Annotated in this window: 12 protein-coding genes; 5 read left to right on the plus strand and 7 right to left on the minus strand. The window is 64.3% G+C overall.

What is annotated here, in order from left to right; all coding sequences use genetic code 11:
• Positions 1-52: 52 nt before the first annotated feature.
• Both PIB44_RS11285 and PIB44_RS11290 read left to right on the plus strand, forming a co-directional pair.
• A complete protein-coding gene (locus tag PIB44_RS11285; protein ID WP_278069445.1) occupies positions 53-2890 on the plus strand; it encodes a TonB-dependent receptor in 2838 nt (945 codons plus the stop codon).
• 138 nt (positions 2891-3028) lie between these two features.
• Positions 3029-3796, plus strand: coding sequence for a UTRA domain-containing protein (locus PIB44_RS11290; RefSeq protein ID WP_278069446.1), 768 nt, complete (start codon positions 3029-3031; stop codon positions 3794-3796).
• Positions 3797-3805: 9 nt separating this feature from the next.
• On the opposite strand, the gene PIB44_RS11295 is transcribed toward PIB44_RS11290, so the two are convergent.
• On the minus strand, positions 3806-4435 hold the full coding sequence (locus PIB44_RS11295) for a DUF5690 family protein (RefSeq protein WP_318035468.1): 630 nt from the start codon (positions 4433-4435) through the stop codon (positions 3806-3808).
• Between the two features lie 670 nt (positions 4436-5105).
• Between PIB44_RS11295 and istA the strand changes: the two genes are divergently transcribed.
• The 3 genes from istA (at position 5106) to PIB44_RS11310 (ending at position 8610) form a co-directional block, all read left to right on the plus strand.
• A complete protein-coding gene (istA, locus tag PIB44_RS11300; RefSeq protein WP_278070986.1) occupies positions 5106-6617 on the plus strand; it encodes an IS21 family transposase in 1512 nt (503 codons plus the stop codon).
• Positions 6604-7332, plus strand: coding sequence for an IS21-like element helper ATPase IstB (istB, locus tag PIB44_RS11305; protein WP_278069447.1), 729 nt, complete (start codon positions 6604-6606; stop codon positions 7330-7332). The genes istA and istB overlap by 14 nt, the downstream gene beginning before the upstream one ends.
• 369 nt (positions 7333-7701) lie before the next feature.
• On the plus strand, positions 7702-8610 hold the full coding sequence (locus PIB44_RS11310; RefSeq protein ID WP_278069448.1) for a helix-turn-helix domain-containing protein: 909 nt from the start codon (positions 7702-7704) through the stop codon (positions 8608-8610).
• Here the strand turns inward: PIB44_RS11310 and PIB44_RS11315 are convergent.
• The 6 genes from PIB44_RS11315 to PIB44_RS11340 form a co-directional block, all read right to left on the minus strand.
• Positions 8607-9023, minus strand: a complete 417-nt coding sequence (locus PIB44_RS11315; protein WP_278069449.1) for a cupin domain-containing protein — start codon at positions 9021-9023, stop codon at positions 8607-8609. The genes PIB44_RS11310 and PIB44_RS11315 overlap by 4 nt on opposite strands.
• Positions 9024-9043: 20 nt before the next feature.
• Positions 9044-11404, minus strand: a complete 2361-nt coding sequence (locus tag PIB44_RS11320; RefSeq protein WP_278069450.1) for a TonB-dependent receptor — start codon at positions 11402-11404, stop codon at positions 9044-9046.
• Between the two features lie 199 nt (positions 11405-11603).
• Entirely contained in the window at positions 11604-12407 is an 804-nt protein-coding gene (pcaD, locus tag PIB44_RS11325) for a 3-oxoadipate enol-lactonase (RefSeq protein ID WP_278069451.1), read from the minus strand.
• A 5-nt stretch (positions 12408-12412) separates the two neighbouring features.
• Positions 12413-13615, minus strand: a complete 1203-nt coding sequence (gene pcaF, locus PIB44_RS11330; RefSeq protein WP_278069452.1) for a 3-oxoadipyl-CoA thiolase — start codon at positions 13613-13615, stop codon at positions 12413-12415.
• Positions 13612-14262: a 3-oxoacid CoA-transferase subunit B gene (locus tag PIB44_RS11335; RefSeq protein WP_278069453.1), complete on the minus strand. Its 651-nt coding sequence runs from the start codon at positions 14260-14262 to the stop codon at positions 13612-13614. Before PIB44_RS11335 ends, pcaF begins: the two co-directional genes overlap by 4 nt.
• Positions 14259-14972 (minus strand): CoA transferase subunit A, encoded by a 714-nt coding sequence (locus PIB44_RS11340; protein ID WP_278069454.1) that lies wholly within the window; start codon positions 14970-14972, stop codon positions 14259-14261. The genes PIB44_RS11335 and PIB44_RS11340 overlap by 4 nt, the downstream gene beginning before the upstream one ends.
• Between the last annotated feature and the right edge of the window lie 3 nt (positions 14973-14975).

Below are 14975 nucleotides of genomic sequence, written 5' to 3' on the forward strand. Positions count from 1 at the left end.
GAGAAGCGCCCTCTCCCAGCCAAAACTCCTGGACTCTGGGTGGGGATCACCAATGTCGTTTCATTCCGCCGCCGTCGCATCGCGCACGGCGAACCGCATCGCAGGCGCCAGCGCCCTAGCATTGACCTGGGCCGTTGCAGGCACGGCGATCGCCGCCGCCTCTGAAGAAGACCAAGCCCAGCCGACCGTCGTCGGCGAGGTGGTGGTGACTGGCCAACGCCTGGGCACCGCCAACGCCATCTCGGCCCAGCGTCGCGCCGATGGCGTGGTCAACGTCCTGTCGGCTGATGATATGGGCAAGCTGCCCGACGCCAACGTCGCCGACGCCCTGGCGCGCCTGCCGGGCGTCAACGTCATCGTCAACCAGACGACAGGCGAAGGCGAATATGTCACCGTCCGGGGCTTCGCCGGCACCTTCAACGCCTATTCGATCAACGGCGTGCGCGTGGCTTTGACCGATACCGACAGCCGCAAGATGTCGATGACCGTCCTGCCGCCCAACGGTCTGCAGGCGATTTCCGTCTCCAAGACGCTGACGCCCGACATGGACGGCGACGCTATCGGCGGATCGATCGACTTCCGCACGCCCAACGCCTTTGACTTCAACGCCCCGGTGGCGCGCCTGTTCGCCAGCTACAGCTTCAACGACCGCGCCAAGGAACAGGGCGAATCCTCGGACAATTATCTGCTGCAGGCCGACTTCGGCCGCCGCCTGAAGGACGAGCGTTTCGGCGTCTTCGCCTCAGTCAACTACGGCCGCTCGAACGGTGTCACCGAAGAGACCGAGAACGACGGCGAATGGGAGCCCTACATCTGGCGCAAGAAGGCTGAAGAAGCGATCGACGAACGCTCCATGTACCTGCCGGGCATCGACCTGGACTACCGCCGCAACGAACAGGAGCGTTATGGCGGCAACGTTTCCTTCGACTATCGCGGGGCCGACCACGACCTGTACCTGCGCGGCCAGTACAACCGCTTCGAGCGCGCCTCGACCAATGACTGGACCGACTATCGCAGCCGCCCGACCATGCGTCTGGTGCAGGTGAACGACGAGGATCGCACCCTGTCCGCGCCCGAGAAGATGATCATCGGCCGGGATCCTGCCCTGGGCGCCATCTACGGCTATACGACGGGTCAGATCGTCGACGCCGACGGCGACGGCCGCATCACGGACGCCGACCGCACCCGCAAGTCCTACTGGTCCCTGCACGGCCGCTCGGGCGTGTGGGATCCTCGGGCGTTCCAGTTCTCGCGCAACATGGACATTTCCGACGAGAACCAGACCCTGGCCACTGTTAACCTGGGCGGCGTCAGCCGGCTGAACGCGCTCGAGCTGAGTTACGACCTGAGCTACAGTTTCGGCGAGCGCGAAAACCCCGACAACTACTCCATCGGCTACAACTGCGACGCTTGCGTTGCGCCGTTGAACGAAACTGGCCTGCTGTGGTCGTCCTACGATGGACGCTTCCCCATGCCGCAACTGCCCGCCTTCGCCGCCCATGTCGAACGCGACCCGTCGCTGCTGCCGCTGGACGGCGCAGGCCACAGCCGTTCGCGTCAGAAGGACGACCGCCTCGCCTTCAAGATCGACGCTCGCTACCAGGTCGATCGCGGCCCGCTGGAACAGATCCGCTTCGGCGCCAAATACCTGAAATCAGAACGTGAGTACGACAGCAGCCCGATCTGGGACGGCGACTTCTCCGGCACGGCGTTGGACGGTCTGTCCATGGCTGCCTCCGGCCTGATTGAACGCGAGGTCGATCGCATCCTGGGCGGCCGATACTACTACGGCGCCATCTTCAACCGCGAACGGGTGATCGCCGCCATCCGCGCGGCCGAGGCCGCCACCCCGTCCTCCATGTCCTATGAACGCCTGAGCCAGGACGACAAACAGGGGCAGGAGACCATCTACGCCGCCTATGCTCTGGCGCAGCTGCGCTGGGGCGACCTGCAGGTCATCGCGGGCGGCCGCTATGAACAGACCGACGTCAAGAACACCTTCTGGTCGGACGACGGCGACGCCAGCGGGTTCGATACCAGCGACGCAGACTACGGCGTCTTCCTGCCCAGCGTGACGGCGACCTGGCGTCCAAACGAGCAGTGGGTCTATCGCGCCGCCCTGTGGACCAGCTTCTCGCGGCCCGAGTACGGCTACATCTCGGGCGGGCAATCGGTGACGCGCGATCCGGTGACAAACGAGATTCTGGCCATAAGCCGCGGCAACCCGGACCTGAAACCGGCGGAAGCGCTGAATCTGGACCTGTCGGCCGAGTTTTATCCTGACCGCAGCAGCGTCCTGTCGGCAGGCGTCTTCTACAAGAAGATCGACAACTTCATCTTCACCAACGGCAGTCAGGTCGACGCCACCACGACCGAGGGCTTCATCGAAATCACCCAGCCCAAGAACGGCGACACCGCCGAAATCGCCGGGGTCGAACTCAACTTCATCAAGAGCTTCGACGGCCTAGCCGCGCCGCTGGACGGCTTCGGCTTCGAGGGCAATCTGACCTTGCAGACCAGCGAGGGCGAGACGGGCCTGGACTATCGCAAGGGGCGTCCGATCTCCTTCGTCGGTGCGCCGGACCTGATGTACAACGCCTCGCTGACCTATCAGAAGTACGGCTTCGAAGCGCGCCTGTCCTACAACTATCAGGGCGAGTACATTGAGGATCTGCGCGACAACGCCGTCGACAAATGGGTGCAGCCGACCAAAACGCTGGACTTCCACTCGCGCTACCACGTCAACGAACAACTGGCGGTCGATTTCGACGTGCAGAACATTCTGGACGGCCACCGCTACTATACGACCAAGGGTGAAAGCCCCAGCTACATGAAGGACTATATGGAGCCGGGCCGGACCTTCCTGTTCCGCATGAGCTACAGCTACTGAGGCCATCAACAGTCCGATGCCCTGGCGGCGGCGATCCGAAAGGGTCGCCGCCGTTTTCTTTACGGGCGGCGCAGAGGATCGACGCCGAGACGCGAAGACGCGATAAGGCGTCAACGACTTCTCAGCCGACGAGCTTTCATGTCCGCCGCCCCTGCGCCTGCCTGGTGGAATTCACCGACCGAAACACCTGCGGGCGATCGGGGCCGCTATCTAGTGGCCCGCGATCATATCGCCCGCCAGATCCACAGCGGCGCGCTGAAGCCAGGCGCCAAGCTGCCGTCGGAGCGCCAGCTTCAGGATGGTCTGGGCGTAGCACGCGGCACGATCCGCGAAGCCCTGTTCCAGCTGGAGTCCGAGGGGATGATCTTCCGCCGCGATCGCAGCGGCTGGTACGTCTCGCCCGAACCCGTGACCTATGATCCAACCCGCTGGGCCGGCTTCATGACCTATGTGGCTGAACAGGGCCGCCAGCCCGCGACGGAGACCCTATCGACCGCCTCGGTCGAAGCCCAGGACGGTGTCGCCAAGGCCATGGGCCTGCCGCTGGGCGCGTCGGTGCATCTGATCCGACGGCGGCGTCTGATCGATGGGCGGCCGGTGCTGGTCGAGCGCATCTATGTCGAGGCGGAGCGGGCGCCGGATTTGCTGGCGCATGATCTGGACGGCTCACTGACGCAGATTCTCAAGAGCCGTTATCGGCTGGCGGTGACGCGCAACCGGGTCGAGATGCAGCCCTGCGCGCTGATCCAAGAAGAGGCTGAGGCTCTGGGCGTGAAGTCAGGCACGCCGGGCCTTCTGGTGATCCGCGCCAGCTTCGACGCGGCCGGGCGCATCGTCGAATACGACCACGAATACTGGCGTCACGACGCGCTGCGCGTGAAGGTTGATCTGGATGTCACGCCCTAACGTCCAGCGTCAAGATGCGGCGGCGTCCGGCGCGGCCTGTATCGTCGGCGACTGATGCTTCCGCCCCAGCTTGCGCCCGAAATAGAGCGCCGACGCCAGAGTCAGCACCAGGCTGGCCGTCGCTGAGGCGTAGGCCGCGCCGATGAAGAACTGCAGCCAATCCAGCTGCGGCGCCGCGAAGCTGCGATAGAGCAGCAGCAGCACGCTGCCGACATAGCCGCAGGCGTCGGCCACATAGATCAGGAAGCCCGCCGTCCCGACCCTGCGCGTGGCCGCCAGCATCCGGTCAAACAGCATGGCGTTGAACGGGGTGTAGGCCATGTAGAGGCCCGCCCCGCTCAGGATCATCCACGTCAGCGCCGACACCAGCTCCGCCTGAAAGGCCAGGGTCGACAGACCGATCAACGCCGCGCCCGCGATCACCACCCCATGCATGACCATCAGCGCGCGCCGGTTGTCGCGGATCAGGATCAGACTGCCCAGAACAATCAGGACGATGACCGCCACAGGCAGTTCGCTGGCGGCGAAGACGCCCGCCGCATCGCCGTACCCGACAGCTTTCCAGACCTCGGCCGAGAAGTTGTCGCGGAAATCCCGAAAGGCGGTGAACAACACATAGGCCGCGATCAATGCGGCCATTCCCACTCGGTTGCACAAAACCCATATAACGATTTGTTTTACGTAATTATATTTCATTCTCGGCTAACCGACACCGATCCAGAAACCGACAAAATTTAAGTATTCTGAAAACGTTGAGAAAATTAACTGCTGTAAAAAACGCGTGATCACAACATCTTTCGAGACGTATTGACAACGCCGCACTCTCAATTTGCCAGCGAATTGGCAAAGCGTATCAGGCGACGCAGAATACCATGCGACGCGTTACTTCGAAAGAACATCCCTTCGGCCGAACGACGCCCCGCGCTTTAGGGGCGCAAACATCTCCTGCGTCCGTACCGGGACACGCCAGCCTCGGCCGGTCGATTCCGTCCAAGGTCTGAGCACGGGCCGTCAGCCAGCCAGCCCCGCGCCCCAACTGAAGTAGATATACCAGGCGATCAACAGCGCCAGTCGGGGGGCGGTGGCCGAGCGGGTCAACACCACCCGCCGTAAAGCAGACATCGACCGCAACGGCCCGAAGCGGATGTCGAGAAGGGGCTTGGACTGGCCTCGGTCGCTCAGTTTGGCAGTGCTGTGGATCGGCGTGGAAAAGGGACCCCGTTAGCGGTGTGATCGGCGTCGAATAAGGACCCCTCATTCCTGAGGTCTAACGGTGGCGGCTTGGCGGATGTCAGGCGGCGAGTTCGGGATGTTGGTGTTGGAGACGGTGTTGAAGATCCGGCGCGAGTTTGCGTCCGGGAAGGCGATCAAGGCGATCGCGCGTGACCTTCGATTGTCGCGCAAGGTGGTGCGCAAGGCGATCCGGGAGCCGGATGCGGAGTTCGCCTATCGGCGGGCGGTGCAGCCGTTGCCGAGGCTGGCGCCGTTCCAGGTCAGGCTCGATGAACTGCTGGAAGAGGACGAGGCGCGGCCGCGGCGCGAGAAGCTGCGGATGACGCGCGTCCATGATCTGCTGGTGCGCGAGGGGTTCGACGGGTCGTACGACGCGGTCCGGCGCTACGCGGCGGGGTGGCGGCTGAAGCGACGCCGGGGCGTGGCGGATGCACCGTCGTTCATCCCGCTGATGTTCAGGCCAGGCGAGGCCTACCAGTTCGACTGGAGCCACGAGGACGTGGAGATCGCGGGCAAGCCGATGCGGGTGAAGGTGGCCCACATGCGGCTGTGCGCGTCACGCGCGATCTATGTACGGGCCTATCCGCGCGAGACCCAGGAGATGCTGTTTGACGCGCATGCGCGGGCGTTCGCCTTCTTCGGGGGCGTGCCGACGCGCGGCATCTACGACAACATGAAGACGGCGGTGACGACGGTGTTCACCGGCAAGGATCGGGTGTTCAACCGGCGCTTCCTGGTCATGGCGAGCCATTACATGGTCGAGCCGACGGCCTGTTCGCCGGCGGCCGGCTGGGAGAAGGGTCAGGTCGAGCATCAGGTCCAGACGGCGCGTGGGCGGTTCTTCCAGCCACGGCTGCGCTTCGCCAGCCTGGAGGAGTTGAACGGCTGGCTGGAGGTGGAGTGCCGCCGCTGGGCCGAGCTGCGCCAGCATCCCGAGCAGAAGGACCTGACGGTCGCTCAGGCGCTGGCCGCCGAGCGTCCGGCGTTGCAGCCGATGCTGGGGCTGTTCGACGGCTTCCACGAGAGCGAGCACGCGGTGACCGGGACCTGCCTGATCAGTTTCGATCGCAACCGCTACTCGGTGATGGCCAAGGCGGGACGGCGGACGGTGCAGGTCCGAGCCTATGCCGACCGGATCGTCGTGCGCTGCGATGGGGAGGTCGTCGCCGATCATCGCCGGTTCTTCGGTCGCGACCGGACCCTGTATGATCCATGGCACTACCTGCCGGTGCTGGCGACCAAGCCCGGAGCGCTGCGCAATGGCGCGCCGTTCCAGAACTGGGAGCTGCCGCCCGCGCTGGCGCGCCTGAGGCGCAAGCTGGGCGCGGGCGACGAGGCCGACCGGCGGTTCGTGCGGGTTCTGGCGGCCGTGCTGGAGGATGGTCTGGAGCCGGTCGAGGCCGCCGCACATGAGGCGCTGGCCGCCGGAACCGTCAGCGACGACGTCATCCTCAACATCCTGGCGCGCCGACGCGAACCGCCTCGGCCGCCGAGCATCGTCACGCCGGAAGACCTGGCGCTGCGGCATCCGCCTCAGGCCGACTGCACCCGCTACGACAGCCTGCGAGGCCTGCATGCAGCGGCATGAGATGATGGCGGCGCTGACCGGCCTGGGCCTGAAGGGGATGGCCGGCGCCTTCGACGAGGCGGTCACCACGGGACTGCAGCGCAAGCGCACGACCATGGAGATTCTCGCCGACTTGGTCCGCGCTGAGACAACCCACCGGCACGCGGCCTCCATCCGCTACAGGATGGCGGCGGCCAAGCTACCGGCGGTGAAGGACCTCGACGCCTTCGTGTTCGACGACACGCCGATCAACGAGGGGCTGGTGCGCTCCCTGCACAGTGGCGCCTTCCTGGCGAACCGGCGCAACATCGTCCTGGTCGGCGGGACGGGCACGGGCAAGACGCATTTGGCCACCGCCATCATCGCCAACGTCGTGCGTACCGGCGCTAGGGGCCGCTACTTCAACACCGTCGACCTGGTGAACCGCCTCGAGGAGGAGGCTCGCTTGGGCAAGGCCGGTGCACTGGCCGCTCAGCTCTGCCGCCTCGACGTCGTCGTCCTCGACGAACTCGGTTACCTGCCGTTCGCCCGCTCGGGCGGCCAGTTGCTATTCCACCTGATCAGCAAGCTCTACGAGCGTACCTCGGTCATCGTCACGACCAACCTCGCCTTCGGCGAATGGCCCACCGTGTTCGGCGATCCAAAGATGACGACGGCGCTGCTCGACCGCATCACCCACCACTGCGACATCGTCGAGACCGGCAACGACAGCTGGCGCTTCAAACACCGCCGCTGACCCGGCCAACAAGAACGCCAAGCGGGGCTTGCGCCTCCGGTCGGGCTTCGCCCTCCCTACGCCCCAAGCCCCGCAAACGGTGCGCTCGTCACTGCCATCCCGAACCCCACAAGGGGGTCCCTATTGCACGCCGATAGGGGGTCCCTTTTAGACGCCGATTGACAAACAAGGCGCAGACAGCCGCCAGACATAGACGAAATTATTGTTTTTCTTAGAAATTTTTACCGCAACACTTGATGCAGACAGTTCGCAGATGGATTATAAGGACGTACGCTATCCACGCATTCAATCCGGGGACCAATCGCGAGCCACGCATAGAGCTCGCCCCTGAAAAGGCGATGGAAGGGGAGATGGATGGGCGCCGAACCAATGCGTTTCACTCACTACGTGAACGACCATATCTTGCCCGTCACCCAGATCGAGATTCGCGAATGCGCGAACCGCAATGCGGTGCTGGCGCTGGCTTCCCACGCGCCCAGTTGCGGGGTCAACTATGATCCCATTGACGATCTCATCGTCAGCATAGTTCTCGTGTCAAATCATTCTCGGGTCGTGCGCGACATCGGCGGGGGCCGCCAGAATTTCATTGAGGCTCCGGGCTGCATTCTCGTGACGCCTCCAAAGACCCCCTCTTATTGGTATTTCGAGAGCACGCCCCTGGTGCTGCACGTCACAGTGCCGGGCGACAAGGTCAAAGAGTTCACGGATCGCGGCGGCTTTGGATCAGGCCAATCTCTACGCCACACCGCCGACCAGCCATTTTACGATCCTCTGATCAGCCACCTAGCATATCGAATGTGGTCCGTTCTGGGTGATCCCATGGAGAACGCCGTCGCATTCAACACCCATGCGATCGCGATATTGATGAGCGTCGTCTACGCCGAAAATGTTGAAACGCCGACCCGCCCGAAGACAGGCGATCGCCGCAACGCGCTGGCGCCCTGGCGATTGAAACAGGTCACAGCGCTGATGACCGATCGACTGAGCCAGGGACTGACCGTCGATGAGATGGCCGACAGCGTTGAACTCTCCACGGACCACTTCTTGCGGTCGTTTGCGACCGCGACTGGCCGGACGCCGCATCAATGCCTTACAGAGATGCGGATGGAGAAAGCCAAGCAGTTGCTGCGCGGCACGGAACTGCCCGCCGCCGAAATCGCGCTTGAGCTTGGCTATTCTTCTCCGGCCCATTTCTCCAGCCGCTTCCGGCAGATCGTTGGCATTTCGCCGAGCGCGTGGCGCAAGGCCTTCGCCAACGATCCTGGAAACGCCGGTTAGGCCGCCCCGCCGGCGTAAGCCGCCGAAAGATGCTCCAGCATGGGGATATCCATGATGTGCTGGACTGAATCGTCGTCTCCCAGAAACGCCGAAGGACCCTGGCAGATCATCAACAGGACCGTCTCCTGATCGAAAGCAAGCGCGTCATGCAGGGCGCCCTTGGGCTCGGAGATATAGTCCCCCGCCTGATAGGCGCCGGTTTGTGCGTGCGTTCCCTGTCCCTGGAGGACATAGATTTCCGCGCTTTCAATATGACTGTGCCGCGGCAGGATGCCGCCCGCCTCAGCGCGTATCATCACGCTGAAACCACCGCTTTCGTGATCAAGTTTCAAAATTCGGACGCCGATCTTGGGCGCCAGAGGCAACCAGGGCACATCGTCACAATGCACCGTTTCACCACCATGGTAAGCCATGATCAAATCTCCATAATTTCCTAGAAGCGATATTTGAGGGTCGCCGCCCACTCTCTGGGACGAGCGTACTGACCTTCGATCTCCCCGATATTGTACTGGGCTATGCCTGAGACCAGATAGGTTTCATCGGTAAGATTGCGGCCCGACACACTCAACGCCCACCGTTGCCCGACCGGGGCCAGCGTCACCGCCGCATTGACCAGGGAATAGCCGGGCTGGTGAAGTAGGGCTTCATTGGCGCTGTCGAGATCCATCGACGAGCGATAGCTCCAGTCGACATGGGGCGTGATCGTAAAGCTGGAGCCCAGCGGCATTTCGTAGGAGATCGAGCCTCCATACTGCCATTCGGACGTGTTCGGCAGCCGACTGGCCAGGGTGATCCCTGAGACCAGCGCGCGGGGCGACAGGCTGTCGTAGCTGGCGTCGAGGTAGCCGGCGAAGGCGTTTATGTTGAGCCCCTGGGCCGGCCGCCAGTTCAACTCCACCTCAGCGCCCTGCAAGGTGGCGTCCCCGGCGTTCGTGATCGTTGGCGAGACGCCATCGACAACTGAAATCTGCATATCGCTATAGGTGGAGTGGAACACCGCCGCGCCCACCTGCATGGAGCGGTCCAGCAAGGTCGCCTTCACGCCGAACTCATAGGCGTCCACATATTCGGGATTGAAGCGCGGCACCTCGGGCGTGCCCGGCGCCAAGCGCTGTTCGTAGCCGCCGCTCTTGTAGCCGCGCGAGAACGACAGATAAGTCATCACATCGGGCGACCAATGATAAGCTAGGCTCACGAGCGGGGTGAATTCATCCGTTGCAATATCCGGCGTAGCGCCGGTTATGAACGGGACCGGCGTCGCCCTCAGGTCAAGCCAGAACCGGGTGGCCGGGTCCAGCAGAACGCCGACCACTTCCTGATGTCTCAGAGTGTCATAGCTCTTGGTTTCTTGAGTATACCGAGCGCCGAGTGTCAGCTCCAGAGACGGAGTGATCTCATAAGTCCCCTGTGCGAATACGGCGGTGCTTTCCGTGGCGAAGCTGCCGCCTGAGCGGAAAATCACGCTCGGAAAGGCGACGACGTTCAACGATTCGCCTTCTTCCTTCATGTAGAAGGCGCCTAGGACCCAGTTGATCTGGTCTCCCTCCCCGAGAAGTTGAAACTCCTGGGTGAACTGGTTTTGCGTCTGGTCGTTCTTGGTTTCGATGCCGGGATTGGGCGTGTGATCGGAATTGCTGGCCCAATAGGCTTCCAGCTCACGATAGGCTGTGATCGACTTGAAGGTCAGCCTGTCCGACAGGTCCCACTCAACGCGAAAACTGGCTCCGCCGACTTCGGTGATGGCCGTATTGCCGTAAGGGCGGCTGCCCTGGGAATCGAATATGTCGGTTTCGGCCTGATATCCGCCCGCTGTCTTGAAGGGCCCCTGGATGTGCTGCTGATCGATACAGGCCGGATTGCCGCTATTGCCCGTCGTGCTGGCCCCGCCGCAGGCCAGTGAGTTGTTGGAGATCGCGAAGATCTCGCTCGGAAACGGGCCGCCGGGAGCGAACTGCGTGCCGGGGATGAAATCCACCAGACCCAGCAACACCGCCGGCATGGCCGTTTCATCGGCGCGCATGGCGTCCGCCGCGAACGAAACCCGGACGTTCGGCGCAGCGTCCCACTCCACCGCCAATCGCCCGGCATAGCGATCTATGCTGCCCATGGCCGCGCTGTCCGCGCTCTCGACATAGCCGTCACGGTTCGAGGTCAGGCCCGCAAGGTTCAGGCGCAGCGTGTCCGTCAGCGGCGCATCAAAAGAGAACCGCGCGTCGCGCCGATCGAAATTTCCGGCCGTCGCCTCCACGAACCCGCCCAGTTCGTGGCCGGGCCGGCTGCTGCGAATGAGCATGGCGCCGCCGACGCTGTTGCGTCCAAACAGCGTGCCCTGCGGACCACGTAGCACCTGCACGGATTCTGGCGAGACCAGGTCAAGCACGCTGCCGACGCTGCGCGCGATATAGACGTCATCGACATACAGACCGACGCCCGGCTCGGTCCCCAGCGACGTCTCGGACGAACCGATGCCCCGGATGAAGATGGATGGCGTTGAGGCCCCCGTGCCGGTCGGCGCCCCCGTCTGGAACGTCATATTGGGCACGGACTCGCCCATCTGGGCGATCGTATCGATCCGGCGCCGCTCAAGTTCGACCGACGACATCACCGTCACCGCCAAGGGCACGTCTTGCAACGCTTCGTCACGCCGCCGCGCGGTAACGACGACTTCATCCACGCTCACAGCCGTTTCAGTCGGCTGCTGCTGCGCCGTCGCCTCCGCAAGGGGGAAAGCCGCGCAGATCAGGGCGGCGGTGGACAATAAGGATAATTTCGTCGCGTGCGCAGCCTTGGCCATAGTCTAATCCCCCCGATTATTTATAATTCTTGTTGGGAGATTATGTCGGTTAGCTCGTGTCTCAGCTTACGGATTTCCGCGCTTAATGTTGGAAAATCGATGCAAAATGCAGCAACTGGGCCGACGTGGTCCTAGCCGCAGTTTTATCACGTCATCAATCAGCGGGCGTCTCGGTCTTCCGCCCCATACGATCCGGAGCTCACAAAGAATCAGCCGCTTGGCGCCCTAGCAGGTGAGCGGCGACAGCCTCTGCAAAGGGCGCAGCCTGCTCAATATTGGCGAGGTGAGCGGCCTCAAGCATCTTGATCGTGGCGCCCGGGATGGCGGCGGCCAGGGCCTCGCTGTGCGACGGGGGTGTCGAGGGATCGCGGAGCCCGCCGATGACCAGGGCGGGGCGGCGGATCAAGCCGGCGACAGGGCGCATGTCCATGTCGCGGATGGCGGCGCAGCAGCCCGTATAGCCTGTCGGATTCTTGGCCTTGAGCGTAGCGACGATCGGGGCGATGGCGTCGGGCGCGGCGGCGACGAACTCAGGCGTGAACCAGCGCTCGACCGAGGCCTGGGCCAGCGGCGCCATGCCCTGCTCTCGGACCAGCACGATGCGGGCGTCCCAACCCGAGGGCGGCCCCATCCACGAGGAGGTGTTGGCCAGGACGAGCCGGTCCAGGCGATCGGGCGCGTGAACGCCCAGCCACTGACCGACCATGCCGCCGAGCGACAGGCCGCAGAAATGCACCTTGGCCAGCCCCAAGGCGTCGAGCAGTTCCACGACATCGCGACCCAGTCGATCCATGGAATAGGCGCCGACCGGCGCGTCCGAGGCGCCGTGTCCGCGCTGGTCATAGCGCAGCACGCGGAAATCGCGTGTCCACGCCACCATCTGCGGGGCCCACATATCCAGGCTCGTGCCCAGAGAGTTGGAGAGCATCAGGATTGGCCCGTCGTCTGGCCCGTCGAAACGATAAGCGATGCGGCAGCCGTCGCCCGTGGCGATGGAGGACATGATGGTCAGATCCTTTCGACGGCGACGGCCAACCCCTGGCCGACCCCGATGCAGAGGGTGGCGAGGCCGAGCTTGCCGCCCGAAACCTCGAGCTGATGCACCAGGGTCATCAGGATGCGACTGCCGGACATGCCGAGCGGATGCCCCAGAGCGATGGCGCCGCCGTTCGGATTGACCCTCGGATCGTCGACGGCGATGTCCAGTCCGCGCAGGACGGCCAGGGCCTGGGAGGCGAAGGCCTCGTTGAGCTCGATGGCGTCGAACTGGTCGAGCCCGATGCCGAGACGTTCGGTCAATTTCCGCGTGGCGGGGACCGGCCCTATGCCCATGACGCGCGGCGGCACGCCTGCGCTGGCCATGCCGAGAATCCGGGCGCGCGGGGTCAGGCCGTGGCGGCGGACGGCGGCCGCGTTGGCGAGGATCATCGCGGCGGCGCCATCGTTGACGCCCGAGGCGTTGCCGGCGGTCACGGTTCCATCCGGGCGGACGATCGGCTTCAGCTTGGCGAGTTGCTCCAGCGTGGTGTCGGGCCGCAGGTGCTCGTCTTGATCCACGACCGTCTCGCGGCCCTTGCGGTCGGTCTGAACGACGGGCGTGATCTCTTTGGCGAAGAAGCCCGCCGCCTGCGCGGCGCCGGCCTTGTGCTGGCTGCGAAGCGCGAAGGCGTCCTGGTCCTCGCGAGAGACGCCGAAGTCGTCGGCGACGTTCTCGCCCGTCTCCGGCATGGAATCGACGCCGTACAGCGCCTTCATCCGGGCGTTGACGAAGCGCCAGCCGATGGTCGTGTCATAGAGGGCGGGCGTCCGCCCATAGGCGGTGTCGGACTTGGGCATGACGAAAGGCGCGCGGGTCATGTTCTCGACGCCGCCCGCGATCATCAGGTCGGTGTCGCCGGCGCAAATGCTTCGGGCGGCGAGGCCCACGGCGTCCAGACCCGAGGCGCACAGCCGATTGACCGTCGAGCCGCCGACGCTGTCCGGCAGGCCCGCCAGCAGAGCCGCCATGCGGGCGACGTTGCGATTGTCCTCGCCCGCCTGGTTGGCGCAGCCCAGGATGACGTCGTCGATGGCCGAAGGGTCGATCCCCGTTCGCGCGATCAGGGCCTGGATGGGCGCCGCCGCCAGATCATCGGCCCGCACCCCGGCGAGCGCGCCGGCATAGCGGCCGATGGGGGTGCGCAGGGCGTCGCAGAGAAAAGCCTCGGTCATGCGTTCGCTCCCTGGAGCGCCAGGGACGCGCCGGTCTTGGCAACCACATCCTCGACGCTGACGCCCGGCGCGGTTTCCAGCAGGGTCAGTCCGCCCTGCTTGCGATCAACGGCGATGACCGCGAGGTCGGTGATGATCAGATCGACCACGGCCCGTCCGGTCAGAGGCAGGGCGCAGCGTTCCAGAATCTTGGGCGAGCCGTCCTTGGCGACATGGTCCATGACGACGACGATCCGCTTGACCCCGGCGACGAGGTCCATGGCGCCGCCCATGCCCTTCACCATCTTGCCGGGGATGGTCCAATTGGCGAGATCGCCATTGGCGGCCACCTCCATGGCGCCGAGGACGGCCATGTCGATGTGGCCGCCGCGGATCATGGCGAAGCTGTCGGCCGAAGAGAAGAAGCTGGAGGTCGGCAGGACCGTCACCGTCTGCTTGCCGGCGTTGATCAGGTCGGGATCGGCCTCGCCCTCGAACGGAAAGGGGCCGATGCCCAGCAGGCCGTTCTCGCTTTGAAGCGTGACCTGGAGCCCTTCGGGTACATGGTTGGCGACCAGGGTCGGAATGCCGATGCCCAGGTTCACATAATAGCCGTCGCGCAGTTCCTGACCGGCGCGGGCCGCCATTTCGTCGCGGGTCCAGCTCATGCGGCATCCTCCCTGGGGCGGGTCGTCAGCTTCTCGATCCGCTTCTCGTTGATCGTCGCCAGCACGATGCGGTCGACGTAGATGCCCGGCGTGTGGATGGCGTCCGGGTCCAGCGTCCCTTCGGGGACGATCTCCTCGACCTCGACGACCGTGACCTTGCCGGCGGTGGCCATGTTCGGATTGAAGTTGCGGGCGGTCCTGCGGAACATCAGGTTGCCCGCCGGGTCGGCGCGCCACGCCTTGATGATGGACAGGTCGGCCTTCAGCCAGGTCTCGCGGACGTATTCCTCGCCCTCGAACACCTCCGTCGGCTTGCCTTCAGCCACGACCGTGCCGACGCCGGTGCGGGTGTAGAAGGCTGGAATCCCTGCCCCGCCGGCACGGATGCGCTCCGCCAGCGTGCCCTGGGGGTTGAGCTCCAGCTCCAGCTCGCCCGACAGATACTGGTTCTCGAACAGCTTGTTCTCGCCGACGTAGGACGAGATCATCTTCCTGATCTGGCGGCTTTCCAGCAGCATCCACAGGCCGAAGCCGTCGGCGCCGGCGTTGTTGGAGATGACGGTCAGGTCTTTCACCCCGTTGGCGCGGATCACGGGGATCAGGCTTTCGGGATTGCCGGACAGGCCAAAGCCGCCGGACATGATGGTCATGCCGTCGAACAGCAGCCCGTCAAGGGCCTCGTGGGGACTGGCGAAGATCTTCGATGCCATGAC

Source organism: Brevundimonas sanguinis, assembly GCF_029636725.1.
Classification (GTDB): Bacteria; Pseudomonadota; Alphaproteobacteria; order Caulobacterales; family Caulobacteraceae; genus Brevundimonas; species Brevundimonas sanguinis.